Genomic DNA, 25,108 nt, shown 5'->3' with positions numbered 1-25,108 from the left:
GTCCTTTCTCAGACCAAATATGTAGGTGAGGTCCCATGAATGGCAAGATAATGGTGACCTTCGAAGCTACGCCATTCATCGCGGCGCGTATGCAGAAAGGAACACATCGACTGCGCCCGAAATGCGGGCCGCATTCTCTTCCTTGCTTGGAATGGCCCCAAAACGGCGCTCAAGATCTCCCATTCCCTTTGACATCGAGACGAATTGCTCGGCCGCAAGCATCGGGTCTGCGATGTCGAGTTCACCGTTCGCAGCTGCATGTGCAAGCCAAGCACTGAAGGCCGCTTTCATCCGCCATGGCCCGGCCTTTAAGAAGGCTTCCCCGATAGCTGGTTCATGCTCGGTTTCGGCTGCAATTCGACGTTCGAACTGGATCATTTCAGGCCGAGACAGGAACTCAAACATGGCCTGAGCGATTATGGATAAACGCTCGCGGATCGGACCGGTGGGCATCGCTTCGAGGCTGAAGTAGTCGCGCATCTTTTCGCATTCGCACTCAACTGCGGCTGCGAAGAGGCCGCGCTTGTCGCCGAAATGGTTGTAGATCGTCACTTTCGAGACGCCGGCATCCGCAGCGACTTGCTCGATCGATGTGGCGGCGAAGCCGTCTCCGAAGAAGCGCTTGGTTGCTGCTTCGACAATCGCCTCTCGTTTGGCGATATCGGATGGCCGGCCAGGCCGCTTCTTCTCTTTAACTTGAGTGCTCAATGCGGAAAATTCTCTGATTTCAAAATGCGTGTTGACAAACTGAACGGTAGCGTTCATTTGAACGACATCGTTCAATATCGTTCTTTCCTCTCGGTTAATCAAGTCCCCACTCGGCCACCCTCTCCCCTCCCCCCTCAAAGGCCCCGTTTGATCTATGCTCTGGATCGCGATTCGAATGCTGACTGGCGACGCGCAGAAGTTCTACGGGCTTTTGTTCGGCATCGCTTTTTCGACGCTGCTGATCACCCAGCAGCTGACTATTTTCGTCAACCTGATCGAACGCGGTGCGAGCGGCGTTTACAATTCGCCCGAAGCGCAGGTTTGGGTCATGGATCCGGTTAGCCGGACAACCGATGTCAATTATGCGATGCCCTCGACCGCGCTGGACGAAGTTCGCTCCGTGCCCGGCGTCGAATGGGCCGTCCCGCACCTTAGGTCCGTCGCCTCGGTCCGCACGCGGGAAGGCGACCTTGAGCAGGTGGCAATCATCGGCGTCGACGATGCGACCCTGATCGGCCTCCCCAAGAATCTGTTCGAAGGTTCGAAGGAAGTGCTGTCACAGCCCGATTCGGTCATTATCGACGATGGCGGCGTGGTGAACATGTTCGGAGCAGGCGTGAACCCGCTCGGGGAGCGCCTCGAGCTCAACGACCAGCGCGCAGTCATTCGAGGCGTCGCGGATACAATTCCCGCATTCACCAGCACCGCGGTTCTCTACACTAAGTACAGCCAGGCTTTGAACTACGTCCCCGGCACCAGGAATCGTCTGAGTTTCGTCCTTGCGGGTGTGAGCGAAGGCCTCACCGCTGAAGAGGTCGCGGCGAGGATCGAGGAGCAGACCGGCCTGAAGGCGGAAACCCGCGACGACTTCGCTCGGGCAGGCGTCGATTTCATCATCCAGAACACTGGTATCCCGACAAACTTTGGCATCACCGTGATCCTCGGCTTTGTCGTCGGCGTCGCCATCGTGGGCCTTACGTTCAGCCTCTTCATCCGCGACAACATCAAGCAGTTTGGCGCATTGAAGGCGATCGGCGTGACCAATTCAAAGATCGTCCGCATGGTCGGCGTACAAGCCGGACTTGTCGGAGCAGTCGGCTACGCGCTGGGCGTCGTGGGAACGGCTGTGTTCCTGTGGAGCTTCAGCGGTAATCCGTTCTTCAAAGGCTTCTATATCCCTTGGCAGATCCCCCTCATCAGCCTTGGCGCGGTCATCGTGATCCTCGCGATCACCGGGTGGCTCGCGCTGCGCAGCGTCCTCAACACCGAACCCGCTTCGGTCTTCCGGTGAAGAGGGGCTCGCAAGCATGAACGACGTCAACGGCAAGCCCATGGACACATCCGCAATTGGCGGCTGCCCTCCGGAGGCTGCAATTTGCGCGCGCGGCATCGTGCGCGATTTCGAAGCGGGTCAGTCCACGATCCGTGTGCTTCACGGCATCGACACCGACATCAAGCCAGGCGAAATGACTTATGTCGTAGGTGAAAGCGGCTCGGGCAAGACCACGCTGATCTCGATCATGTGCGGCATTCTCTGGCCGACTGAAGGCGAGGTGAAGGTTTTCGGAACCGACATCTACAAACTGTCGGACGCAGAGCTGGTCAACTTCCGCCTGCAGAACATCGGATTCATTTTCCAGCAGTACAACCTGATCCCATCAATCGACGCTGCTGCGAACGCTGCCGTCCCACTGATCGCTAAGGGCATGGGGATCGAGGAAGCGCGCGAGAAAGCCACCGTGCTTCTCGAAAAGCTCAATATCGGCGATCAGGCGAACAAGCTGCCCAACCAGCTCTCGGGCGGCCAGCAACAGCGCGTCGCCATCGCCCGTGCGCTGGTTCACGAACCGCGCCTCGTGGTGTGCGACGAACCTACCGCTGCGCTCGACGCCTCTTCCGGTCGACGGGTCATGGACCTGCTGCACGAAGTCGCCGTTGCACCCGATCGCGCTTGCATCATCGTTACCCACGACAACCGAATTTTCGATCTCGCCGACCGTATCCTCGTGCTCGAGGACGGCCGCGTAACCCATGACGGCACCGAAATGCCGGAAGACCACTGAGGACATTATGGCCCTGCTCCCCTCCAACATCAGTTTCTCGCGCCAGATCCTGCCGGTGATCGCCGTCGTCGGGATAATCTTCGCCGCGATTTATATCTGGACCAACCTGCCCGATCGCGAACTCGAAGACCCTGCGAACGAGCCTCCCAAGGCAACGGGTGAGCTTGCTAACAGCGCACGGGTCGCAGGCGCAGGCATCGTCGAACCGGCGAGCGAGGTCATCAATATCGGCTCGGCTCTTTCGGGCCTTGTCACCGATCTGCGCGTCACCCCGGGAGAGCGCGTCGAGAAAGGCCAGCCGCTGTTCCTCGTCGACGACCGGGCCGTTCGCGCAAACCTTCGCGAAGCCGAAGCCGCCATTCGCGAAGCCCGCGCCGCCATCGGTGAGGCCGAAACCGCCCGCCGGATCGCGCGCGAGCAGCTTGCCCTTTATGAAAGCCTCGACGATCCCGCTGCGGTCAGCCGCAGCGAGGTGATCCGCGTCGAAGGTGAAGCAGCCGCCGCAGGAAACCGCCTGCAACTCGCCCGCGCCCGGCTCGACCAGGCGCAGGCCCGCGCTTCCACCGCCCGCACCGAACTTGGCCGCCTGACCGTGCGCGCGCCGATTGCTGGCGAAATTCTCGCCGTGAACATTCGTCCGGGCGAGTTCGTCGCAACACAGGGCGGGGGCAATGCCGAGCCTTTCATCCAGATGGGCGAGACGAACCCTCTGCACATCCGCGTCGACATCGACGAGAACGAGGCCGTGCGCGTGAAGCTTGGCGCGCCTGCGGTGGTCTCCCCGCGCGGTGCCGCGCAAATCCGCGTCAAGGCCGAGTTCGTGCGCGCAGAGCCGCAGGTCGTGCCCAAACGCTCGCTCACCAACAGTGCGGCTGAACGCGTCGATGTTCGCGTACTCCAGCTGATCTATGCACTTCCGCAAAGCGCGGAAGCCGAAGCCTTTCGGGTTGGGCAACAGATTGACGCATTCATCCCAGCCAATGACGACCAGCCAGGCGAGGAAGGGTAAGACCATGCGTCCGCTCTCCCCTCGTCTACTGACGCTTGCATTGGCTGCGCCTCTTGCTGCCTGCGTTGCAGGTCCAGCGCCTGAAATCGCGACCCCCACACCTGAACTGCCCTCGGAATTCTTCTACTCCCCCGACGGAGCATCACAGGCAGGTCTCGCATCGCTCCTTCCGAACGAAGACCTTGCTTTTGCAGCGCTCTCGCAAGCGGCCATCGAGAGAGGCCCCAGCCTTGCCGAAGCCCTGGCGCGGGTCGATGCCGCGCGTGCAGGTGCGCGCCGTGCGGGGGCCGAGCGCCTGCCAAATGTTGGCGTGGACGGTAATGTCACAGGCAACCGGATTAACCCCAATCAGTTCGGCTCGGACAACCCGTTCGCACAGCAAATCGACACCGAACAGGTCTCTTACGCCGCCAACCTGACCGCCAGCTGGGACGCCGACCTGTTTGGGCGACTTCGCGCACAAGAACGCGCAGCGATTGCTCGGATTGACGCGGCGAGCGCGTCTGCCGCAGCCGTCCGTATTGCGCTACTCGCAGAGATCGCAGGCAGCGTCACCGACTGGCGCGTGCTCGAGGCGCGTCGCCAGTCGATCGAGAGCGACGTGGCCGCCGCGACACAGCTCGCCTCGCTTGCACGCACCCGCGAAGAAGCGGGTATCGCGCCCGGCTTCGACCGAGTGCGCGCCGAAGCGGCGGCAAGCGCCTCGCGATCGCGGCTTGCGGCGCTGGAAAGCGAGCGCGTGCGGATTGTCGGACGCCTTATCACGCTGACAGGTTCTTCCGCTGCTGACGTCGCCACCGCTCTGGCGCTTGGAGGCCCGGACCTTTCTGCGCAAGCGCCCCCTGCTGCCCTTCCTTCCGAACTTCTTGCGAACCGCCCCGATGTTGTCGCTGCTGCCGCAGAGCTTGCGGCGAGCGATGCTGACCTTGCCGCGGCTGCAAGAGCGCGGTTCCCACGCCTGTCTCTCTCAGCCGTAATTGGGCTCCTGGCATTCAACGCTGGCGACTTCTTCAGCGAGGATTCCATTGTCGGCACGCTCACCGCAGGTGTTGCCGCGCCGCTCCTCGACTTCGGGCGTATCGAGGCCGAGATCGACGGTGCAGCGGCCAACAAGCGCGCTGCATTCCAGGCCTATCGAGGCGCGGTGTTTCAGGCTCTGGGCGATGCCGAAGCAGCCTATGGCTTGATCGCGGCGAGCGATGCAGAAGCGACGCTTGCGGTGCAGGAGCGCGACGAATTGCAACGTGCGGCAAGCCTAGCGAACGATCGCTACCGTGCAGGGCTAGCGAGTTTCCTCGAAGTCCTCGAAGCACGCCGCGCCGCCGATGCAAGCGGTGAGCGAGCAGCTGCGGCTTTGGGCCGCGCGGACCGTGCGCGGATCCTTTTGTGGCAGGCGCTTGGCGGTGACCGCGTGATTGAGCCTGAGGTGGAAAGCTAACCCACCACCCGCTCGATCAGCCAAAAGCTCCCTGTGATCCCGATCACGTAGGTCGCAATCCGGATGGCGGGCGTTTCGATCCGCGGTGCGCCGCGAGATAGCGCTGCCAAGAAGGCAATCAGGAGCGCGATCACCAGCAGTTGGCCCGCTTCCACGCCGAGATTGAAGGCCAAGAGGGCGGTCGCAATTTCCCCCTGCGGAAGGCCGATGTCGGCCAAAGCTCCTGCAAAGCCGAACCCGTGGAAGAGGCCGAAAGCAAAAGCCACCGCCCACGGATAGCGCCGGGTGATGGTCATGCTATCAGGCTCTCGCAGCACGAGAGCGATCTCGACCGCCAGAAACACGATGGAAAGCGCGATAAGCGCCTCGACCGAGCGACTTGGAAGGCCAGCATAGCCAAGCGTGGTCGCGACCAGCGTGATCGAATGCGCGACCGTGAATGCGGTTGCAGCTTTGACCACCGGCCACGGAGCGCGGACCAGCAGGACCAGCGCGATTACGAACAGCAGGTGGTCCCAGCCGAAAAGGATATGCTCGGCCCCGATGATGAAATAATCGCGCAGGACCTGCCAAGCGTCCGGCTCGGCCATGATTGTCGCAGTGGGATTGTCCGACGTGAGGCGAAAGGTCTGGACGGGGCGATAGAGCGGCTCAACCCGCGCAATGGCATCTGCGTTGCCCAGCAGTTCGGTGAGGCCGAACTTTTCGTCCGCAAGAGATCCCTCGCAGCGCAAATCTGCGCGGCCCAAGAGCGCAAGCACGGCGGCGCGTTGGACAGGTTCACCGATCATCTCGCAGCTTTGGGGAATGACTGGCTCGCCTACGGGAGCCGCATTCATGGCTCGCGTCGCCGAGACAGGCAGCTTCCATTCAAGCGCCCATTCGCCCGGTTCGCGCTCGGTCATCTCAATCACCGCCGGGCGCAATTCGTCAGCGGACGCCGGCGCGGCGATGAGCGCAAACAGGAGCAGCAGCGCGAGGCGGATCACCTGTCGATCTCTATCCGGTAGGCGCTGCGCAGGACCTCGAATGCGCGGTCCTTGCGAGCGGCGGTTTCGGCGCTTCGCCAGTCGTTTTCGACCTCCTCGCGCACCGCGTCAAACGAAGGGTCCTTGGCAGTCCGCTGTGTCAAACGAACCAGATGCCACCCGAAGCCGGATGGGACCGGGCCTTGCCACTCATCGCGCGGCTCAAGCTCGGCAAGATTGCGGGCAAACTGTTCGCCGAAACGGGCCTGCACTTCCGAAGCGCTCATGGCGGTGATGGCTTTCGGCAGACTAGTGACGGTGCCTTGTACGGCGCCCGTCTCACGCGCCTGCCGAGCCTCATCCTCGCCGGCGAAGAGCGCCTGTTCGAATGTGAGGCTGGGCTCGCCCGCGTAATCGGCGGCATTCGCTTCAAAGTACGCCCGCAGCACCGTGTCATCGGGATCAGCAAGCTCGGCAGCGAGGCTCGCCGACATGTCCATCTTCGAAACCATCCGCTGCCGCACCACGGCATCGCCTTGGTCCAGCCCGAGCCTCAAGGCCTCGCGATAAAGGACTTCGTCGCGCACATAGCGATCGATCGCCGCGTCGAGTTCGGCGTCGGTAGGCGCGCGGCCCATCATGCGCTCGAAGCCGAGCGCCAACTCAGCCTGCTGCTCTGGTCCGACGGTGATCACGCGTGACGCTGGGTCGACAGGCGTGCCGCCCCAGGTGAGCGCAACATAGACGATAGCGCCGAGCGCGATGAAATGGACCAGCGGCTCGCGCGCCCAGCCGGGAAGCGTCATTGCGCCTCCGACGCAGCAGGTCGCAGCCAGATCGGCGAGGTGTAGGCGCGCTCCTGCGCGACCGCATCCTCCATCGCATCCGGCGGAAGCGTAATCCCGAAGCGCACCGCATCGAACAAGGTCCAGCGCGGCGTAGGGATTTCGATCACGCGTACGTAGTAGAACGCTCTCTGCCCCGCGCTGTAGTCGGGATCGGTCCAGGTGGCGTGCAGCTCGCTTGCGCCGATATCGTTGGTGTAGGTCGCTGTCTCGCGATCGACCGTATCGCCCACTGGGTCCAGACTATCGCCTGTACGGCGGCGCGTTTCCATGTCGCTCCACACGACGTTGTACACCTGCTCCTGAGCAGTGCCTGACGCATCGAGCCAGCCTTTCACGACTTGCACCCGGTCGAGGTTTGCGCCGTCGGGGTCCTTCATCGCGCTAATGAGAAAGCTTGGCGCCGTGCCTTGATCCTCCAGATCGCCGCCCATCGGAACGCCTCGGGTGTACCCCGCGCGCACCCAGTCGCTGTCCCAGTCCTCCTCAGTGAAATCAAATCCACCGAAGACGCGCACCGTCATGCGCGGCCCGGTAGTCGCGTAGACTTCGCGCCGGGCAAAGGCGTCGAAAATCTCAGCACGCGTGTTCCCGCGCGCCCATGCGGCGGCGTATCCGCCTGCAAGATAATGCCAGCCATAACGGCCCTCGCGCGTGCCTAGGTTCTGCGGTTCGAGGGCGCGGCTCTCATTTGCGGGCTCGTTGCCCGTGTGCTTCCCGTAGAAGTTGTCTTCGTCACCCGTGGCGAAGGCGGTGTGGCTATCGGTCGCCCCGATCATGCCGAAAGCATAGGGGTTCACGCCAAGTTGCGCTTCGAGCGAGAGCCCGCGCAGCAGCGCCGAGCGGGCATAGGAGCCTTCATACATGTCAGGCGTGGAACGCTGGGTAAGCGGCAGGTTGCCAAGCTCCCACCCTTTCACCCCGAAGCCAGCCATCTCGTCATTAGGCGACAAGAACGGGTGCGTTTCGCTGTCGCCCTTGATCTGGGTGACTTCGACGACAGGCTCCATCCGCGCACGCATCGCTGCGTATTCGGCTGTCATAGGAGAGCCATCGGTTTTCGTCGTCTCAAACATCATGCCGTTCGAAAGGTTCGAATTGTGCGGGATTGCGAGGACGCGCCCACCTGTCCGCTCCTCATAGGCTGCCATGTAGTCCCACAATTCCTCCGCCGTCGTGTTGAGGCCGGGGAAAGGAAGCGTCTGGCTCGTCCGGTCGCTGCCGTCGCGGAACATCACGACACGGTGCAAGTTGTTGCCGTCTGGCATGAGCGTCCACTCAAACCCTGCAAGAGCTGTGAATACGCCCGGCTCATTATAGCGATCGAGCAGGCCAAGCTGCGTGTTCCAGATGTCCTCTGCACCTTCGCGCGCCCTTTCCGGGTCTGCAAATGCCTCGGGGATTTCGTTGTTTGCGGCGGCGGTTATGAGTTCAGCCACGGCTAGCTGAGATTGCTCCGGGCTTTCGTGCATCATGTCGTACCAGCGAAGTACGGTCTCGTCGCGGATCACCCAGTTCACATACCAGCGCGGCGCGTCATAAAGTCGGCGCGTCGCACCGAGCGCGTCGGAGTGATCCGAAATGACGAGGAAATCGAGCGGACGTGCCAGACGGGCTTGCGAACCGGTCGTGGCGGCGACAGTCTCACCCCTTGCGAAGCGAAGTGCCGCTTCCGGGCCGAGGCGCACACCGAAGCCGAATGCATCGACCGAATTGTCCGTATGGAGGTGCGTATCGCCCCAGTATGGACGATCAGGAAACTCGGCGAGCTCGATTGTGTCTTCGCCCGTGCCGGTCTGTGCCGGATCAAGCTCCGGTTCGCTGCTGCAGGCTACAAGCGCCATTGCGACAGCGCTTGTTGCCCAAAGCCGGATTAAGTTGCTTCGCATGGCTCCCTCCCCGCATGCGTCTACCGATCGGTAATGTGCACGCGGGGCAGGCCGCCCGTCAAGTTTGCGACGCCTTGCTCAGAACGGCAAGAAACCGCTGCCCGCCGCATCAGAGCCAAGGTACCATGCAGCCAATCCGCCAACAGCACCGAAGGCGAGTATCCAGGCAACAAGCATAGCGAGGCCATCCCTCACCATTATTGCCAGACAGATAATGCTGATCGCCAACATCGGCCCGGCGCTCGCCCAAGGGAGAACTTCCAGTGGCGGGACCATGAGACACAGTAGGATGATGATGGCTGCGGCAACCTTCAGCGCAGGCCCTTGCGCAAGGATCTCAAGCCGCTCTTTTGCGACGCCATCGAGCTTTTCGGCGGGGCCTTCGAGCTTGGTCGTCGCCTTGTCCATCTTGGTCGATGAAACCGAGCGTTCCGCAATCCAGCTCGGGACCCAGATGTGGTTTCGGCCGACGAGCATTTGCACCGCGATCAGTGCGACACAAATCGCCAGGAAGCTCGGCACGCCGGGAATGACGCCGACCGGGCTGATTTCGAGCAGCGCGAGCACCAGCATGACTGGCGCAAAACTGCGCGCACCAAACTTGTCGAGGACATCGGCGATCTTGACCTCGTCCTCACTGCTGGCGAGTTCATCCAGACCATCGACGACGTCGGCGATCGAGTTCGGGTTCTTGGAGTCCTGAGTGGCCATGATGCTTTCTCAACACACAGGCCATGCAAGAGGTTTCCAAATTTATTGCTTCTTCTGCAACAAAGCAGAGCGTTCGCAGCGGCAAACAATCTCGTCGCGCTGATTCAGAAGCTCATGCGTGAAGGTTACGATCCCGGCGTTCGGACGCGATTTGCTCTCGCGCAGCTCTTTGACCGAACTGCGCGCACGAAGCGTGTCGCCGATGAAGACGGGGTTCGGCGTCACCACCTTGTCGAAGCCGAGATTGGCAACCAGCGTGCCTAGCGTCGTATCGCCCACCGACAGCCCGACAAGCAGCGAAAAGGTGAAAGTTGAATTGACCAGGATCTGACCAAAGCCGCTCGCCTTGGCGGCCTCGACATCGAGGTGCAGCGGCTGCGGATTGTGAGTCATCGTCGAGAAGAGCAGATTGTCGGTTTCGGTCACGGTGCGACGAATGTCATGTTCGAGCTCATCGCCGACCTGCCATTCGTCGAAGAATTTGCCTGCCATCTTGAGGTTTATCCCTTCGTCCAGCGAGCAACGACCTCAGCGCCGTCATCAGCGCTCGAGCGTACAGCGCCCGGAGTTCGATCAAAGCGCGGTGCGGGGGCTGGATGCCAGTCTCCGTCGTGCTCGACGTAAGCCTCACGAGCTTTCATGTGCGGATGCTCGCGGACTTCGTCGAGGCCGACAACCGGCCCGTAACAGGCATCGGTGCCCTCGAGCAGCTCGTTCCATTCGGCCTGCGTCTTGGTCTTGAACAAGGCGGCAAGCTTGTCTGCATACTCGTCCCAGTTGGACGGGTCCATCTGGCCTTGCGCCAATTCCTGCGGAGCACCGGCACGCGTCAGCATCTCGGCGTAGAACTGCGGCTCGATCGACCCCAGCGAGATCTCCTTCCCATCAGCGCATTCGTAGCACTGGTAGAAATGCGCTGCACCGCTCAGCAGGCCCTTGCCGCGCTCGGTGGTGCGTACAGCGCCCTTTGCCTGCCCGAAGAAAAAACTCATGAGGCTGGTGACGCCATCGACAATCGCGGCATCAACCACCTGCCCCTTACCCGACCGCTCTCGCTCGTAAAGCGCAGCCATGATCCCGAAGGCGCAATACATCGAGCCGCCGCCGAAATCGCCAACCAGGTTCTGCGGCGGAACAGGCGGCTTGCCGTTCTCGCCAATCGCATCGAGCGCGCCGGTGATCGCGATGTAGTTGATGTCATGCCCGGCAGCGCTCGCAAGCGGACCGTCCTGCCCCCAGCCGGTCATGCGCGCATAGACGAGGCCCGGGTTGTCGGCGAGAAGCTCGTCCGGCCCAAGCCCCAGCCGCTCCATCACGCCAGGTCGCAGGCCTTCGATCAGCACATCAGCCTTGCTCGCCGCGTCGCGGCAAAACGCCTTGCCCTCATCGGTCTTGAGATCGACGGTCACGCGGTTGCGCGCACGCTCGACAATCGGGTTGAGGCTCATCGCGCCGGGCCGATCGATCCGCACCACTTCGGCTCCGAGGTCGGCCAGCAGCATCGCGACATGCGGCCCTGGCCCGATCCCGGCAAACTCGATCACTTTCAATCCAACCAGCGGTCCGGCGGCGTTGCTCATTCTAAAAGTCTCCCAAAATCTCTCGGCGGCTTCCTTGCCGCGTCACCTTGCCAAGAGCAAGACCGCGCCATAGGAGCGCGGCAGGGATCAGTGGTCGCAAGGGACACTCAGACACAGTGACAAAGTCCGGCGTGAAGGTGTTGGCGGCAGCTTCGGGTGGAGGCCACTGGGAGCAATTGATGCTCCTGCGCGATTGCCTTGAGGCATACGACCTGCGCTTTGCGACAACCGATCCGGCGGTCGCAAAACAGCATGGTATCGAGGCTGTTGAGACACTGCCCGATTGCAACCAGAACAAGCCGGTTCAGTCGCTTCTGTGTGCCTTTAAGGCGCTTTGGGTCGTTCTCAAGCACCGCCCCGACGTGATCCTCTCGACAGGCGCAGCGCCGGGCTATTTCTGCCTTCTGGCAGGACGTCTGACGGGCGCTCGCACCCTCTGGATCGACAGCGTCGCCAACGCCGAGCAGCTTTCCATGTGCGGTAAACTCTCAAGGCGCACGGCGCACGAATGCATCACCCAGTGGAAGCACCTCGCTGACGGCGACAACGTCAAGTATCGCGGAGCCGTGCTGTGATTTTGGTGACTGTCGGCATGCAGCTTGGCTTCGACCGGCTGATCGAAGCCATGGACGAACTTGCGCCGAGCTTCGACATGCCGGTGATCGCGCAGACCGGGCGCGGCTCTTATCAGCCCGCCAATATGGAAGCGCGCGAGCAGATCGCGCCGTCTGAGTTTGAGGAGCTGGTCAAGCAGAGCCGCGTAATCGTCAGCCACGCTGGAATCGGCACTGTTCTGACCGCGCAGAGGCTCTCGACCCCGATCGTTCTGTTCCCGCGGCGATATGACTTCGGCGAGCATCGCAACGATCATCAGGTCGCAACTGTGCACAATCTGGAGGGCCGCCCCGGAGTACTCATCGCGTTCGAGGAGCAGGAGCTCGCCGGTCGGATTGCAGAAGGCCTCGAATTGGCAAGCACTCGTGCGGCGCTGTCTCCGACGAAGGCGCAGCTTCAGTCAGCCATCGTGAGATTCATAGAAACCGGCAACATCTGAGCCGCAACTTCCGCGCGCCCCTGCGCTCAGACGGTCAAGCCTAACGCGATATTTACCCATTTGCGTCCATGGTTCTCGCGCGAATTCGCCGCGAGGAAAACGACGCTCATGAACGCCCCTTTTGACACGGCCAGTGCCATCGGCCCCGATGCGGCAATCCAGCCTGCTCCCGACCACCAGGTCGTGGTTGTCGGACTCGGCTATATCGGCCTGCCTACCGCGGCGGTTCTGGCAAGCCATGGCTGGAATGTTTGCGGCGTCGACATCTCTGAAAAGGTTGTCGAAACTGTCAACGCGGGCGGCGTTCATATCGAAGAGCGCGACCTCGACCGGTTGGTGCGCGAGGCCACGGAATCCGAGCGTCTCACGGCTTCGACGCAGGTGCCGACCGCGCATTTCTACATGATTGCGGTTCCTACCCCGCTGACAGACGAGAACACACCCGACATCAGCTACGTCGAGGCTGCGGCCCGCGAGATCGCACCCAAGATCCTGCCGGGCGCATGCGTTATTGTCGAGAGCACCTCACCGGTTGGGACCACTGAAAGGGTAGGACAGATCATCGCCGAGATGCGTCCCGATCTGCAAGTCCCGGTTTACGGATCTCAGCAAGGCGGCGATATTGCACTCGCATATTGCCCCGAACGCGTTCTTCCGGGAAAAATCGTGCGTGAGCTCGTGCAGAATGACCGCGTAATCGGCGGCATCACCCCTGACTGCGCTGAACGTGCTGCGGCACTCTATTCAAGCTTCGTCGAAGGTGATTGTCTTACTACCAATGCCCGCGTGGCCGAGACGGTCAAACTTACCGAGAACAGCTACCGCGATGTAAACATTGCGTTTGCAAACGAGCTCAGCGTCATCGCCGATGATCTGGGCGTGGATGTCTGGGACGTAATCTCGCTGGCAAACCGCCACCCGCGGGTCAACATCCTGCAACCCGGTCCGGGCGTCGGCGGACATTGCATCGCAGTGGACCCCTGGTTCCTTGTCTCGAGTTCTCCGAAGGCAGCGCGGCTTATCCGCACTGCGCGTGAGGTAAACGATTTCAAGGCGACCTACACCGAGCGCCGCGTTCGCGCCTTGCTCGATGCCGTGCCCGGCGGGAAGGTCGCCCTGCTTGGTCTGGCTTTCAAGCCCGATATCGACGATTTCCGTGAGAGCCCTGCTCTCGAAATCGCTCTCAGCCTCGCCAAAACCAGGGGTCAGCGCATCATGGTGGTCGAGCCTTTCGCGGACGAACTGCCCAAGGGCTTCGCCGGTACAGGAGCGCAGTTGGTAAAACTTGACGAGGCGCTTGCGACCGCAGAAGTCATCGTTGTGCTTGTTGACCACACTGCTTTCAAACACTTGCTGCCAGCGGATCTCACCGGCAAGCTGGTGTTTGATACGCGCGGAATGCTCAAAAAATGAACCACTCAGGCGGGAAACCGCGCATTCTTGTTACCTTTGGGACGCGTCCTGAAGCCATCAAGATGTTTCCCGTTGTGGCGGCTCTTCGCGCGTCTGGCGATTTCGATGTGCAGGTCGCTGTCACCGCTCAGCATCGCGAAATGCTCGATCAGGTTCTCAAGCTTGCTGGCATAACGCCAGATATCGACCTCGATCTGATGCAGCCCGGCCAGGGCCTGGATGCCCTATCCTCGCGGATCATCACGCGTTTCGGGGAAGCGCTCGATTCTGCGCAGCCCGACCGGGTGCTCGTGCATGGCGACACCCTGACCACGATGATGGCGACGCTTGCCTGCTACTTTCGCCGAATACCGGTCGGTCATGTCGAGGCAGGGCTTCGCAGCGGCGACATTTATTCGCCCTGGCCCGAGGAAGTGAACCGCAAGGTAACAGGCGCAGTGGCTGATCTGCATTTCGCTCCCACCACTTCTGCGGCTGACGCGCTACGCGCAGAGAACGTGGACGAGAGCGCAATTCACGTGACCGGCAACACGGTGATCGACGCGCTGCTGGAAACCAGGGCGAAAGTGAAAGCCAACCCTGCCCTCGCCCCGATAGTCGGGCACCTCGCCGGCCGGTTCGAGGGCCGCCGGATCGTCTGCGTCACCGCTCACCGACGCGAGAATTTTGGTGACGGAATGAAGCAGATAGCAGAAGCGTTGACGCAGCTGTCGTCACGCAGCGACGTCGCGATAATCTATCCAGTCCACCCGAACCCCCAAGTGGCCGACGTCATGAAAACGAGCCTTGGCGACAAACCAAACATCGCTTTGATTGACCCGCTCGATTATCCGAACTTCGTCGCGATGATGGAATTGAGCGAGATTGTTCTCACCGATTCCGGGGGGATTCAGGAGGAAGCTCCCAGTCTCGGCAAGCCGGTCCTCGTGATGCGTGACACGACTGAGCGCCCCGAGGGCGTCGCCGCAGGAACCGCAAAAATCGTTGGCGCCAACACGCAGCGTATCGTAGCGGAAGCTTCAGCCCTGCTCGACAACCAAGAGCGATACGAAGCAATGGCCCAGGCTCACAATCCTTACGGAGACGGCTTTGCCAGCAAGAGGATTGTCGACATCATCGCGCACAGCCACGCACTTGGCTAGCGCGCCTTTGGCGCAATCCGGCCGCGTAAGAGCAAAACATAGAAGCTCGCAGCGCCAATGATCGCTGCGCTGGCCCCCAAGTCCCCAACCCAATTCAATTTGAGCGGGCCATAGAGCAGAGAATCCATCGCATGCAGCGAGATTACGCGCATTGCGACTATGACCAACATGACTGCACAACTCGCAGCTGCGATAGCTACCGCGCGATCGCGACGTCCAACGATCTTGCGCATTGTGAAATAGGCGCCGCCGAAGCCCACCGCCAAGCAAAGCAAAAGCGCTCCTGCGACAAACGGACCTTGCATCTCGCGCCTCGCAGCAAAGATTTGGCTGGCTCGCAAAGCTTCACGCAAATCGGCTCTTACGGCGTCTTCGATCAGAAGCAGGCGCGAGGCGCTGAGCAATGTAAAGATTACTGCGATAGCAATCCAGATTTGGCCGTGAAGCGGTCTCTGGCGTGCCTTGCGCGCTTCGATGAAGGCAAGAAGAGAAGCTGTGATGACAACTGCATACAGGCAGGCGGCAAGCATGCTCAGGATCGAAGGCGTTTCAGGCATAGCTCGCGGCCTGGTTCCATGCCTTTGTAGTCATACGCAGCGTGACATTCATGTTCCGATCTCGCGAAGTTCTTTGGATTACTCCAAGCGATAATGGCTACGTTTCGATGCGCAAGCGCGCCATAGCCTCGAACTGCCAAAGGCCGTCCTGACTTGACGCTCAATTTCTCAATACTTGACTGGGTATCTGGGGGGCTTTTGGCAGTCTCGTTTCGGGACATTCGGCTTGCGGATCACCACCTTCTCCTCGCGGCAAAGCGGTTGCACATCCCAAGGGCCCGGTCTAAGGGGAAGACCTTAGTTAGGGGGAATTTGTGACTTTGCAAAAATCATTCAGCAAACGCCTCGGAGCCGCCACCCTTTTGGCTTCGGTTGCTCTTGCCGGTTGTGCATCTACGCCTGAGCCGATCATTGGTCCGGCTTCGACGCAGGCCCGCACCGACCTTGGCCAGGCTGGTTACTCATACACTCGGGCGACCACTTACATGCTGCGCCCCTCTGACAAGATTTCGGTGAACGTCTTCCGTGAACCAGATCTGTCGATTGAGAATGTGCGCCTTGGCGTTGATGGTGCGGTATCGCTGCCGATGCTCGGCACTATCCCGGCAGCCGGCATGACTGCCAAGCAATTCGAAGAAGATGTTTCGCGACGGCTTCTCGGGGCGGGACTTCGCTCACCGATGGTCAGCGTCAACATCGCTGAATATGCATCGCACCTTGTCACTGTCGAAGGCGCTGTCGAAGAGCCCGGCGTATTCGCTTTCCAGCCCGGCGCGCGCCTTTCCGCTGCGATTGCGATGGCCAAGGGTCCGACCAACGTCGCAAAGAGGGAACAAGTCGCGGTTTTCCGTGAGAGCCCGGAAGGCATAATGATTGCCAAGTTCGATTACGAGCAGGTGAGCCAAGGCACCATGCTTGACCCCGTGCTTCAGCCGGGTGACCGCGTTGTGATGGGCACCAATGGCCTGTCTGTTTTCTATCAAAACCTGTTGCAGGCACTGCCGGCATTTGGCGTCTTCGGTGTCGCTGCAGTCCGGTAATTGATGTAAGAAATGAACGACCGCTCTATTATCGATCCGTCCGAACCGGATGGCCGTGGCACTTGGCTTGAGACCTATCTGCCTGAACATCAGATGGTCCCGGCTGAGCCGCGCCAGCAGCTTATCAGCCTGGCGACCGTACGCGGCATCCTATTCCGGCAGCGGTGGCTCCTTGCGGGCGTGATCCTGACGGCCCTTACCGTTGGGTTGATCATGACGCTGCTGTCGACGCCGATGTATCAGGCGACTGCCAAGGTCAGTGTTGAGCCTTACGGAGCGTTCATTCTCGAGGGCCAGGACGTCGAGCAAGGCATTGCAAGCAACCAGGTTGGCGAGTTCCTCGCGACCCAGGTCGAGCTCATCAAGAGCCGCAGCATTGCCGAAGTGGTCGTTCAGGAACGTAATCTTGGCGAAAGGTACGACCTGCTAGGCCAGGATATCGACCAGCGCCGTTCACCGGACATGACCGATGAGCAATGGCTCGAAGCCAAGGAAGCGATGGCGACGTCGATCTTGGTAAGGGGCGTAACGTCCGAGATCCCGGCTACCAGTTGGGTTATCCCGATCGGTTTCCGCTCCGACAACCCCGCTCTCGCTGCCGAGATGGCCAACGCATACGCAGACGCGTTCATTTCTTCCGAGACCCGCGAGACCATCGAAGGCAATGAATACGCGATTGAGTATCTGCGCGACCAGATCGAAATCGTGCGCGGCCGGCTGGAGGAAGCCGAGCGCAATGCCAACACGTACGCGCGTAACACCGGGATCGTAGTTCAGCCGGTGACTTCGGCCGATGGACTTACCCAATCCAACTCGACGCTGACCAACGCGAACCTTGCGAGCATCAATCAGCGCTTCGCCGATGCACGCGCGGCACGTATCGCTGCCGAGCAAAAATGGCGCTCGATGGAGAACCTGCCAGCAGCGCAGCTTCCCGAGGTACAGAACAATCCTGTCCTTCAGGGGCTGATCACGAACCGAACCGGCAAGCTTGCTGAGCTGGCTGAATTGCGTCAGCGCTACAGCGACGAATTCCCGCAGATTCAGAACCTGATCGCGCAGATCGAAATACTCGATGCGCAGATCGAGCGCAGCAGCGCCGATATCAAATCGACCGTCCGCAATGCCTACATCGTGGCTCGCAACCAGGAGCAGGCGCTCCAGGCTGAGCTCGGATCGCTCTCGAGCAACTCGATGGCAGAGCAAGACGAGATGGTCCAACTTGGCGCGCTCGAACGTGAAGCGAATGCGCTGCGTGAACAGCTTCAGTCGCTGCTTGCCCGCTTCAACCAGATCAGCAGTGCCGCAACCGTCAACAGCGGCACGATGACCAAGATTGAAAGTGCTTTGGTTCCGGGCCGCCCTTATGCGCCAAGCCTGATCCAGAACCTTGGCCTCTCGCTAGTTCTGGGTATCGGTCTTGCTGCCGGTCTCGCAGTGCTTCGCGAGATGTTCGATGACCGGGTCCGCTCGCTCGATGAGGTCGAGCAGAAGATCGACCTGCCTCTGATCGGACACACGCCCCACGTCGACGAGCGCGACATCGATTCAGAGAGCTCGAACAACTTTACCTCGCTGATGGAGGCATATGCCTCGATAAAAGTGGCGATCGAGTTCTCGCTGCCGCGCAGTCGGAACGTTTTGCAGCTGACCTCGACGCACGAATCCGAGGGCAAGTCGACCACTGCGGTTGTGCTCGCCGAGTTGTTCGCACGCTCAGGCCGCAGGACTCTGCTGATCGACGCCGACCTTCGTCGTCCGTCGGTGGCAACCCTGCTTGAGCTTGAGCGGCCCAAGGTCGGTCTTGTCGAAGTGCTGATGGGTCATGCAACGCTTGAGGAAACTGTCGTGAAAGGAGTTCACGACAATCTCGAAGTTCTCCCGATCGGCGCGATTCCGCCCAATCCAGCCGAGATTCTTTCTTCGGATGAAATGATCAAGTTCATCGAGAAGGTGCGCCACGAATATTCGCTCGTCCTGTTCGATTCATGCCCGGTTTTGGGGCTGGCGGACGCACCGACACTGTCGCGCAACGTCGACGGCACGATCTTCGTGCTCGAAGCGAACAAGGTACCGTTTGCACAAGCTCGCAATGCTGTGAAACGTCTGCGCTCGGCTGGTGCGAACGTGCTCGGCCTGATCCTTACCAAGTACCGCGCCCTCGAGGCGGGACAAGGTTACGGATATCAGTACAATTACTATGAGTACGGATCGGACAAATAGAACGCGGCTGGTTGCGGTTTCGGTTCGGCGAGCCCGACCGGTTCTCATCCCGGCGATGTTCTAGCGCCAGAGGTCTTGGAAGATTGACGCCGTGACCCAAGTCAGGCCCTTCACGCTGATCATTCCAGCACATAACGAGGAGACCGTGATCGCGCGCTGTCTTGCTTCGGCGATTGACGGCATGGCAGGCCGCGACGAGATGGAGATCATCGTCGCCGCAAATGGCTGCACTGATGACACGGTGGCAATCGCGCGCGAGAGTGCTCCGGAAGCGGAAGTTCTAGACCTTTCGGAAGGTTCAAAGACAGGCGCGATAAACGCCGCTCTTCGTATCGCCAAGCATGCGCCAGCGATCATTCTCGATGCGGATGTCGAGTGCAGGTTTGTGTCTTTGGCGGCTTTGGCCGAAGCCCTGGATAAGCCCGGCGTGATGACCGCAGCGCCTGCGATCAGGTTAAACCTCGACCGGTGTAATTGGTTTGTGCGAGCGTATTATCGCGCATGGGCCGAGCAGCCTTACGCTAAAGCAGGTAAGGGCGGCGCTGGCTGCTATGGTCTCTCCAAAGAAGCCATTAATCAGATCGGCGAGTTTCCCCCGATCGTCGGCGACGACATCTGGATCCACACACGCTTTGCCGATGATGCCAAACGCATGGTTTCCGAAACTTCTGACGGCACCCCGGTGTACTCTATCGTCCGCCCTCCCCGGACGGCGACGCAGCAGATCAAAGTCGAGGCGCGTCGGCAATTGGGCAATCGTGAGGTTCGCCAAAAGTATCCAAGCCCGCACATGTCCAATCTTGTAGGTCAGCAGGGGCTGAGCGTGGCGCTTCGTTCAGGTGTGTCACCAATCAACCTCATCGTGTTTTATGCGATGAAAGTGCTCGCGCGATTGGAAGCACGGCTCAATGCGTGGCGCGGCCGCGGAGCCATGTGGACCCGCGATCTTACGTCCAGGCAAGCCTGAGGGCCCAGCTCATGGCGAGTACTTTTGCTTCAACATCAGTAGGGGAGAAGCCAACAATCAGCGTTCTGGTGGTTGCGTACAATTCTGCAGACGTGATCGACGCCTGCCTCAGGTCAATTGCACCGGCTTGCCGTAATCACAGCTTTGAAGTCCTCTTCGTGGACAATGGTGACGGATCGACAGAAGCACGGGTTGCGGGCACATTTCCGTGGGTGCAGATCGTTCCAAGCCAAGGCAATGTGGGGTTCGCCGCAGGAAACAACTTGCTCGCTGCGCATGCTGACGGGGAATATCTGCTGCTCCTCAATCCCGATGCCGAACTCGACGCCGGGGCGCTTGATGCGCTAATGCATGGCGCAAAGGAGCATCATGAGGCGGCGGCTTGGGGAGGAGTTACCCTGAACCGAGACGGTCAGCCTGATCTCAGCAACACCGTTTGCTTGCCGTCGCTTGGTGAAATGGCAAGCCGCGTCGTCGGGCGGTCAAGCGCTGCAGTTGCGATCCATCAAGATTTTACGCGTGATGCCCGCGTCGACGTTCTCAGCGGCAGCTTCGTGATGTTCTCGCGCAGTGCTTGGGACGAAGTCGGCGGGCTTGATGCAAGCTACTTCCTCTACAGCGAGGAAGTCGACCTGTTCTATCGTCTCGGGCAGAAGGGCTACAGCTTCTGGCGGATAGGCAAGGCTCGCGGCTATCACGACCTCGGCCATGGCGAGCCGCTTACTGAAACTCGCCTGCTCTACCGTGCTGCGGGTACCATGCAGTTTGCGCGGTTGCACTGGAGCAAGATGCACCAAATGCTCGCGTTTCTTTTGCTTTGGGCAGGTGCTTGGCAACGTTACCTTGTCGGTCTGCTCATTGGCAGTTGGAAGTCTCACTATCGCCTCGTCGGGACAAGTCACCGCTCTATTGCGCTGCGGCCCTGGCTTTGGCGGCATGGCTATCACCCGGTCAAAGGTCTTCTCGCTCGAACTCGAGAGAATGTGAGCTGACCGCCACGCTCCCGACGGTCACGCACTAGGCTCGCACAGGGGGCCCTTGACCAGTCGGCGCGCCTCCTGCCGGATGCGGCTTCCAGACCATGACACGGCGTCCGGCTGGCCGAGCCTGTTGCGGAGCGTAGGTCCCCAGCGAGACCGCGATCCCGACCAGCATAAAAAACCATGCAAGAGTGGTCAGCCAGAGCGAAACCGAATTCAATCCGAGCGAAAACACGCCGAGAGAGATAGCAACGCCACGCAGCAAGCGGGAGTCCGCTGGGGCCATCTGCCGTGATTTCCAAGCAATCATCCCGATCGCCATGATTGCTGCCGCAAGAATAAAGACGGTTGCAGGAATGCCGAAGCGCAGCGCCACAATGAGCCAGAACCAGTCGAACGAATCGGAGTGCATCCAGTCGGGTCGATCCCAATCCGCGTAACCGATTCCAAACCATGGATTCTCGGCAACGTTCTGAGATCCGTATTTCCAGATGAGAACACGGTTGTACGCTGACACCGAATTCAACGATGCATAGCGAACAAGCAGGCCGTAGAAGCCCGTATTGCTCGAGAACTCGATGACCACGTAAGCAAGTCCGGCGAAGGACAAAAACAATCTCCAAGTGAGATTGTAAAACCGTTCCGTCAGCCAATCATATGCGTACATTGCGAGCCCGACAACGAGGCCCAGAAGGGCAGCAGAACTCATCGTGAATGCTGCGAACATCGATCCAGCCCAGCCGATGAATCTTGGCAGGCCGCGAAGGCCGGAGAGCATGTAAATCGGTACAAAGCTGGCGAGAAAAATGCCTGCAAGGATCGGATGAGGGAATGACGCCATTCCTCGCATGAAGCCTAGCCGCACGTCGGCGCGCGCCGGGCCCGGATTACCCGTTACCGCAGAGGCAAGAGACTGGACGATATATTGGTGACTAACAGCCTCTGCAAAAACCATAACGCCCGTAAACGCGACACCGGGCGCAGCAAGGATCAGGAACCGTCGGAGATCGGTCGGGGTTTGAATTGTCGCCCTGGCAAGAAAATAAGCCAGACCGATGTCAACAAGGTGGGAGCCGCCCTGAACCATCGCGGTCGTGAGCTGGCCACTGGTCATGTAGGAGGCAAGAGTGATCCAGATGATGGAAAGGATCAAAAACAGGTCCGGCCAAACAAAGCGCAGGCTCTTACTGAGGGCACTGGTCAGAAGGTAGATCGTCGCACCGAGCAGGAATATCCGGTATGGCGAAAGGTAAAAGCTGCCTATTGTGATGTTGAATTGCTGAGGTACGAGAATGAGATAGAGGAGCACCGTTGCCAGCCCGACCCTGACGACGCTGCTGCGATCCGGCTTCTGCGAAAAAGCTGTTGGCCGGCGAACCGGCAAAGGCTGGCGAATTCTTTGAGTGTTGTTCATACGTCTTTGCGGATGAGCCCGCCCCGGTTTCCCTCAAACCCCAACAACAAGCTAGACGACGAAGAGATCGCCGAAAGCCATTAGTGCGACTGGCTAGCACCGTTAGCGAAGCCATTCCACTCCAAGATGTGCGAGCGTTCTTCACGGGACATGCGATCCCTGTGAGCGTAACTGCAAGTCAAGAAACAACTTTCCTACATATAACCGATTTGGTTATCAATCAGACTTCTGATCAATGGAAAGGTTCGCAATGTCCGACGAATTTGAGTCCGCCGCCCAAACCGCCCTCACCCCAAGCGAGAATGCTTTCCCCGTAATTCCCAACGACACGACACCGCTCGCCAGCGTACCGAAGTATCTTTATGTAGGCAGCGCAGGAAACGTCACCCTTCGGGCAATGGATGCGGCGACCGATGTGGTGTTCGAGAACGTTCCGGCGGGGGGATACATCTACGTAAGAGCCAGCCATGTTCGGGCCGCCGGTACGACCGCCACGTCGATCGTGGCCTGCGCCTAATGCTCGCGCGAATGATTGCGGCTGGCCAAGTCCAGCTTAGTGGCGGCTCAAATCCGACACCCCCGCCTCCGCCACCTCCTCCACCGCCGACAAACGCAGACTTCGTGGTGGCTTCAGATGCGGAGTGGGACGCCGTTTTTGCAAATGACGCACTGACCCTCGCGGGAAAAACAGTGGAGGTGAGCGGAAGCAATTTCACCCAGCGCATCATATCTGATCTCGACATCGAGGCTGCTGGTGCCCCGCTAGTGATACGAAGCGCCGATGGGTCCGCCAGCGTTCCCTCGATCCTATTGAACGGGACCGTACGCGGGATCGATTTTTCCTCGCTGAACTTTCAGATGACGGGATGGCCGAGCGACCATAGCGCCTGCCTGATGCTGGGGACCGGTACGTTTGGGAAGCTTCGATTTCTCAACGGCACCACCTTCCGCCACGGCTACGGTCCAGGTCAAAACGATTTTGATACCGTCGCTGAACTCCCCGAATATGAGCGGATCGACAACGTCGCAACTGCCGCGACCGAGAGCACAGCCCATCCCCTCATTTGGAAGGATCCAAGCGCTCCAACAGGGTGGATCGAGTTCTTCAATCGAGGCACCGAGGTAGTCCATGTGGCTGTCGGCGCAACCAACGTGACCGCAAGTACAGCCGACATTGAATGTGCTCCCGGCGCGCGCATACGCATCAATTCACTTGACCCCGACCTGGACACCCATTTTGCGATCATCGCCCCATCAGGCGCGAGCGAGGTTAATGCCCGAACCGAGATCGGACTATCGGAATATCTGGCCAATGCACTGCGCCAGACGGGCGGCGCAGTCTTGGAAGACATCGAGTTTCGCAATTGCCTGTTCAGGGACCTGAGCAATGCAGCAAAGGGCCTAAGGCCAACGGTGGGCTGCATCATGATGGATTGTGATTTCGATCGCATTTATCAGGACATCATCGCACTCGCTCCTGCACCAGGTGTTCCGATCCACATTCTGAGAAACATCGAAAGCCTGCCCTTCGCCCGGACTGGCATTGCAGAAGAATTGAACGGCGATGCCCGCGACCCGCATGGCGACCAGTTCCAGATGTTCGAGAACAGCGCATCTGGCACCGTGGGACCCGTCTACTACGCTGGCAATCGCATCCGCCTTACGCCGCGCCGCCAAGGCATCCGGAGCCAGGGCATCTTCGTGTCTGACAACGATTTTGACCCGAGCTTTACGAACCTATTCTTCATCTCGACGATGCAAATCGGCGGTTCCGGTCGTGCCCTCTCGCTCGGCGAGGAGGGAACCAACTTCAAGGTCCGCGATGCTTTCGTTTACGGCATAACGGCAATCGACGGATCTAACCCCAGCTCCGATCTTCCTTTCATCTCGGTCGATCACGATGGCGACGGTACGGTATATGTCGCCAAATGCATCGCGAGTGAGCTGCGCGTCACCGATGCTGAATGGCAAAGCCAGAACAACTTCGCACTATCCGACGCTCAGCTACGCGACGCTGTGTTCCCGAACCTTGATAACTTGCCCCTGGCCTATGAGCGAGCAGAGATCGAGGCTGCTATGGTCTCCGCCGCAGAGGGAGAAGGGCTTGGAGCAATCGCCACTGCTGGAGCCGTCGACTGGACCACGAGCGACCATGCTGCCGTAATCAGGTGGGAGAGCTTGCCGAGCGGAGCGCACTGGAATGCTCTCGAAAACCAGCCGGCCGATAGCCTCATCGTACTTCCCTTGCGCAAGATATTAAATCGCCTCGCATCGCAAAGCGTGGTTCCAGCCAGCGGAACAGAATGGCGTTCCGTTTCAAGCGACGGCACAACCGAGATTCAGGCTTGGACCGACAGTAGTGGCACAATCGAGCCGGATCAGTTCATTCAGGTGCGACGTCGAAGTGCAGCACTGGACGGCGAGACAGCCACAGCCTCGATCGCCATCAATGGCTTCACACAGGGGGCGAGCATCACGTCTGCCTCGGTCCCGACCGAGTTTCTGACGCAAGGAGATCCTGTCGGATACTTTCAGGATCCAGCGAACGTGCCGGCTGGCACATCGAGGATCACAGCTCGCGGTCAGTTCAATATTCCCTTTGATTTCACACAAGGGGTCAAGCTCTTCGCTCAGGTCAGCACCGGATGCGACCTCACCTTGCAGCCTGATGGCTCGCTCAAAGCCACGATTGAGGATGGGACTGGAGCCAAGATGCTGACCAACTTCGAAGTTGTGCCAGCGGGTCTCTTCACTCCAAACACGTGGCACACGGTAGAATTTGATGTGGACCAGGCTGAGCGCGAAGTCAGGGTTCTCCTCAATGGCTCTGTCTTCACCACTGCCTTTGCAGCCTCTGGCAACAGCATATTCCAATCCAATCGAGCCTTCGTGTTCGCGGCGAGCGCGAACGGCAACACGCCGCTCCCGACCGGCACTCGCATAGCGAACCTGTCCGTCGACCTGGACGGAGCCCGACACAAGACGGTCGGCAACACTGCGGATGAAGCTAATGCCGACCCGTGGAAACGAGCAGGGGATTTCGCTTGATCGGCGAAGCGCAGTTGCGATCGGAAGGTGGCAGGAAAAGAATTCTGGACAATCGAATT

The 25,108-nt window shown here is 60.0% G+C and carries 23 protein-coding genes; 14 read left to right on the top strand and 9 right to left on the bottom strand.

Annotated elements, in window-relative coordinates; genetic code table 11:
• Positions 1 to 75: 75 nt before the first annotated feature.
• Positions 76 to 708, bottom strand: coding sequence for a TetR/AcrR family transcriptional regulator (locus AC0V6T_RS00200; protein WP_486123258.1), 633 nt, complete (start codon positions 706 to 708; stop codon positions 76 to 78).
• Positions 709 to 883: 175 nt separating this feature from the next.
• Between AC0V6T_RS00200 and AC0V6T_RS00195 the strand changes: the two genes are divergently transcribed.
• From AC0V6T_RS00195 to AC0V6T_RS00180, 4 genes are read left to right on the top strand one after another with little or no spacing between them, the layout of a single operon-like run.
• A complete protein-coding gene (locus AC0V6T_RS00195) occupies positions 884 to 1,999 on the top strand; it encodes an ABC transporter permease (protein ID WP_241761209.1) in 1,116 nt (371 codons plus the stop codon).
• A gap of 16 nt (positions 2,000 to 2,015) precedes the next feature.
• Positions 2,016 to 2,771: an ABC transporter ATP-binding protein gene (locus AC0V6T_RS00190; protein WP_007165398.1), complete on the top strand. Its 756-nt coding sequence runs from the start codon at positions 2,016 to 2,018 to the stop codon at positions 2,769 to 2,771.
• Between the two features lie 7 nt (positions 2,772 to 2,778).
• Positions 2,779 to 3,780, top strand: coding sequence for an efflux RND transporter periplasmic adaptor subunit (locus AC0V6T_RS00185; RefSeq protein WP_486123255.1), 1,002 nt, complete (start codon positions 2,779 to 2,781; stop codon positions 3,778 to 3,780).
• A gap of 4 nt (positions 3,781 to 3,784) precedes the next feature.
• On the top strand, positions 3,785 to 5,218 hold the full coding sequence (locus AC0V6T_RS00180) for an efflux transporter outer membrane subunit (RefSeq protein ID WP_486123253.1): 1,434 nt from the start codon (positions 3,785 to 3,787) through the stop codon (positions 5,216 to 5,218).
• On the opposite strand, the gene AC0V6T_RS00175 is transcribed toward AC0V6T_RS00180, so the two are convergent.
• The 6 genes from AC0V6T_RS00175 to AC0V6T_RS00150 form a co-directional block, all read right to left on the bottom strand.
• Complete coding sequence (locus AC0V6T_RS00175; protein WP_486123251.1) at positions 5,215 to 6,207, bottom strand: HupE/UreJ family protein; 993 nt, start codon at positions 6,205 to 6,207, stop codon at positions 5,215 to 5,217. The genes AC0V6T_RS00180 and AC0V6T_RS00175 overlap by 4 nt on opposite strands.
• A complete protein-coding gene (locus AC0V6T_RS00170; RefSeq protein WP_486123249.1) occupies positions 6,204 to 6,992 on the bottom strand; it encodes a peptidyl-prolyl cis-trans isomerase in 789 nt (262 codons plus the stop codon). Before AC0V6T_RS00170 ends, AC0V6T_RS00175 begins: the two co-directional genes overlap by 4 nt.
• A complete protein-coding gene (locus tag AC0V6T_RS00165) occupies positions 6,989 to 8,875 on the bottom strand; it encodes a DUF3604 domain-containing protein (RefSeq protein ID WP_486123247.1) in 1,887 nt (628 codons plus the stop codon). The genes AC0V6T_RS00170 and AC0V6T_RS00165 overlap by 4 nt, the downstream gene beginning before the upstream one ends.
• 123 nt (positions 8,876 to 8,998) lie before the next feature.
• The gene (locus tag AC0V6T_RS00160) at positions 8,999 to 9,631 is read right to left on the bottom strand and encodes an exopolysaccharide biosynthesis protein (protein WP_486123245.1); all 633 of its coding nucleotides are present in this window, start codon (positions 9,629 to 9,631) and stop codon (positions 8,999 to 9,001) included.
• A gap of 42 nt (positions 9,632 to 9,673) precedes the next feature.
• Positions 9,674 to 10,123, bottom strand: coding sequence for a MaoC family dehydratase (locus AC0V6T_RS00155; RefSeq protein ID WP_486123243.1), 450 nt, complete (start codon positions 10,121 to 10,123; stop codon positions 9,674 to 9,676).
• 8 nt (positions 10,124 to 10,131) lie between these two features.
• Positions 10,132 to 11,211, bottom strand: coding sequence for a CaiB/BaiF CoA transferase family protein (locus AC0V6T_RS00150; protein ID WP_486123241.1), 1,080 nt, complete (start codon positions 11,209 to 11,211; stop codon positions 10,132 to 10,134).
• A 116-nt stretch (positions 11,212 to 11,327) separates the two neighbouring features.
• Here AC0V6T_RS00150 and AC0V6T_RS00145 point away from each other — a divergent pair, with 116 nt between their 5' ends.
• The 4 genes from AC0V6T_RS00145 to wecB all read left to right on the top strand — a co-directional run bounded on the left by AC0V6T_RS00145 (position 11,328) and on the right by wecB (position 14,820).
• Positions 11,328 to 11,786, top strand: a complete 459-nt coding sequence (locus AC0V6T_RS00145; protein WP_486123239.1) for a glucuronosyltransferase — start codon at positions 11,328 to 11,330, stop codon at positions 11,784 to 11,786.
• Entirely contained in the window at positions 11,783 to 12,265 is a 483-nt protein-coding gene (locus tag AC0V6T_RS00140) for a glycosyltransferase (protein WP_486123237.1), read from the top strand. The genes AC0V6T_RS00145 and AC0V6T_RS00140 overlap by 4 nt, the downstream gene beginning before the upstream one ends.
• 108 nt (positions 12,266 to 12,373) lie before the next feature.
• Positions 12,374 to 13,678, top strand: coding sequence for a UDP-N-acetyl-D-mannosamine dehydrogenase (wecC, locus tag AC0V6T_RS00135; RefSeq protein ID WP_486123235.1), 1,305 nt, complete (start codon positions 12,374 to 12,376; stop codon positions 13,676 to 13,678).
• Positions 13,675 to 14,820, top strand: a complete 1,146-nt coding sequence (gene wecB / locus AC0V6T_RS00130; RefSeq protein WP_486123233.1) for a non-hydrolyzing UDP-N-acetylglucosamine 2-epimerase — start codon at positions 13,675 to 13,677, stop codon at positions 14,818 to 14,820. The genes wecC and wecB overlap by 4 nt, the downstream gene beginning before the upstream one ends.
• On the opposite strand, the gene AC0V6T_RS00125 is transcribed toward wecB, so the two are convergent.
• On the bottom strand, positions 14,817 to 15,377 hold the full coding sequence (locus tag AC0V6T_RS00125; protein WP_486123231.1) for a hypothetical protein: 561 nt from the start codon (positions 15,375 to 15,377) through the stop codon (positions 14,817 to 14,819). The two genes, wecB and AC0V6T_RS00125, sit on opposite strands and share 4 nt — an antisense overlap.
• A 314-nt stretch (positions 15,378 to 15,691) precedes the next feature.
• Here AC0V6T_RS00125 and AC0V6T_RS00120 point away from each other — a divergent pair, with 314 nt between their 5' ends.
• From AC0V6T_RS00120 to AC0V6T_RS00105, 4 genes are all read left to right on the top strand, one after another.
• Positions 15,692 to 16,417 (top strand): polysaccharide biosynthesis/export family protein, encoded by a 726-nt coding sequence (locus AC0V6T_RS00120; protein ID WP_486123229.1) that lies wholly within the window; start codon positions 15,692 to 15,694, stop codon positions 16,415 to 16,417.
• Between the two features lie 12 nt (positions 16,418 to 16,429).
• On the top strand, positions 16,430 to 18,640 hold the full coding sequence (locus tag AC0V6T_RS00115; RefSeq protein WP_486123227.1) for a GumC family protein: 2,211 nt from the start codon (positions 16,430 to 16,432) through the stop codon (positions 18,638 to 18,640).
• Positions 18,641 to 18,731: 91 nt separating this feature from the next.
• Complete coding sequence (locus AC0V6T_RS00110) at positions 18,732 to 19,607, top strand: glycosyltransferase family 2 protein (RefSeq protein ID WP_486123225.1); 876 nt, start codon at positions 18,732 to 18,734, stop codon at positions 19,605 to 19,607.
• An 11-nt stretch (positions 19,608 to 19,618) separates the two neighbouring features.
• Complete coding sequence (locus AC0V6T_RS00105; protein WP_486123223.1) at positions 19,619 to 20,599, top strand: glycosyltransferase family 2 protein; 981 nt, start codon at positions 19,619 to 19,621, stop codon at positions 20,597 to 20,599.
• A gap of 25 nt (positions 20,600 to 20,624) precedes the next feature.
• On the opposite strand, the gene AC0V6T_RS00100 is transcribed toward AC0V6T_RS00105, so the two are convergent.
• Positions 20,625 to 22,001 carry an O-antigen ligase family protein gene (locus tag AC0V6T_RS00100; protein ID WP_486123221.1) on the bottom strand — a complete coding sequence of 459 codons (1,377 nt, stop codon included), beginning with the start codon at positions 21,999 to 22,001 and terminating at the stop codon, positions 20,625 to 20,627.
• A 250-nt stretch (positions 22,002 to 22,251) separates the two neighbouring features.
• Here AC0V6T_RS00100 and AC0V6T_RS00095 point away from each other — a divergent pair, with 250 nt between their 5' ends.
• Together AC0V6T_RS00095 and AC0V6T_RS00090 are read left to right on the top strand one after the other, a co-directional pair.
• Positions 22,252 to 22,518, top strand: coding sequence for a spike base protein, RCAP_Rcc01079 family (locus AC0V6T_RS00095; protein WP_040464967.1), 267 nt, complete (start codon positions 22,252 to 22,254; stop codon positions 22,516 to 22,518).
• 179 nt (positions 22,519 to 22,697) lie between these two features.
• Positions 22,698 to 25,049: a LamG domain-containing protein gene (locus tag AC0V6T_RS00090; RefSeq protein ID WP_486123218.1), complete on the top strand. Its 2,352-nt coding sequence runs from the start codon at positions 22,698 to 22,700 to the stop codon at positions 25,047 to 25,049.
• Positions 25,050 to 25,108: the final 59 nt, after the last annotated feature.

Source organism: Erythrobacter sp. S158, assembly GCF_057364915.1.
The sequence above is the reverse complement of the archived record's forward strand: the minus strand, read 5'-3'. Positions and strand labels throughout refer to the sequence as shown.

Bases quoted from the DNA above. Each gene is read 5' to 3' on its own strand.
- AC0V6T_RS00195 (WP_241761209.1), top strand. From the start codon at position 884: ATGCTGACTGGCGACGCGCAGAAGTTCTACGGGCTTTTGTTCGGCATC.
- AC0V6T_RS00190 (WP_007165398.1), top strand. From the start codon at position 2,016: ATGAACGACGTCAACGGCAAGCCCATGGACACATCCGCAATTGGCGGC.
- AC0V6T_RS00185 (WP_486123255.1), top strand. From the start codon at position 2,779: ATGGCCCTGCTCCCCTCCAACATCAGTTTCTCGCGCCAGATCCTGCCG.
- AC0V6T_RS00180 (WP_486123253.1), top strand. From the start codon at position 3,785: ATGCGTCCGCTCTCCCCTCGTCTACTGACGCTTGCATTGGCTGCGCCT.
- AC0V6T_RS00170 (WP_486123249.1), bottom strand. From the start codon at position 6,992: ATGACGCTTCCCGGCTGGGCGCGCGAGCCGCTGGTCCATTTCATCGCG.
- AC0V6T_RS00165 (WP_486123247.1), bottom strand. From the start codon at position 8,875: ATGGCGCTTGTAGCCTGCAGCAGCGAACCGGAGCTTGATCCGGCACAG.
- AC0V6T_RS00160 (WP_486123245.1), bottom strand. From the start codon at position 9,631: ATGGCCACTCAGGACTCCAAGAACCCGAACTCGATCGCCGACGTCGTC.
- AC0V6T_RS00155 (WP_486123243.1), bottom strand. From the start codon at position 10,123: ATGGCAGGCAAATTCTTCGACGAATGGCAGGTCGGCGATGAGCTCGAA.
- AC0V6T_RS00150 (WP_486123241.1), bottom strand. From the start codon at position 11,211: ATGAGCAACGCCGCCGGACCGCTGGTTGGATTGAAAGTGATCGAGTTT.
- wecC (WP_486123235.1), top strand. From the start codon at position 12,374: ATGAACGCCCCTTTTGACACGGCCAGTGCCATCGGCCCCGATGCGGCA.
- wecB (WP_486123233.1), top strand. From the start codon at position 13,675: ATGAACCACTCAGGCGGGAAACCGCGCATTCTTGTTACCTTTGGGACG.
- AC0V6T_RS00125 (WP_486123231.1), bottom strand. From the start codon at position 15,377: ATGCCTGAAACGCCTTCGATCCTGAGCATGCTTGCCGCCTGCCTGTAT.
- AC0V6T_RS00115 (WP_486123227.1), top strand. From the start codon at position 16,430: ATGAACGACCGCTCTATTATCGATCCGTCCGAACCGGATGGCCGTGGC.
- AC0V6T_RS00105 (WP_486123223.1), top strand. From the start codon at position 19,619: ATGGCGAGTACTTTTGCTTCAACATCAGTAGGGGAGAAGCCAACAATC.
- AC0V6T_RS00100 (WP_486123221.1), bottom strand. From the start codon at position 22,001: ATGAACAACACTCAAAGAATTCGCCAGCCTTTGCCGGTTCGCCGGCCA.
- AC0V6T_RS00095 (WP_040464967.1), top strand. From the start codon at position 22,252: ATGTCCGACGAATTTGAGTCCGCCGCCCAAACCGCCCTCACCCCAAGC.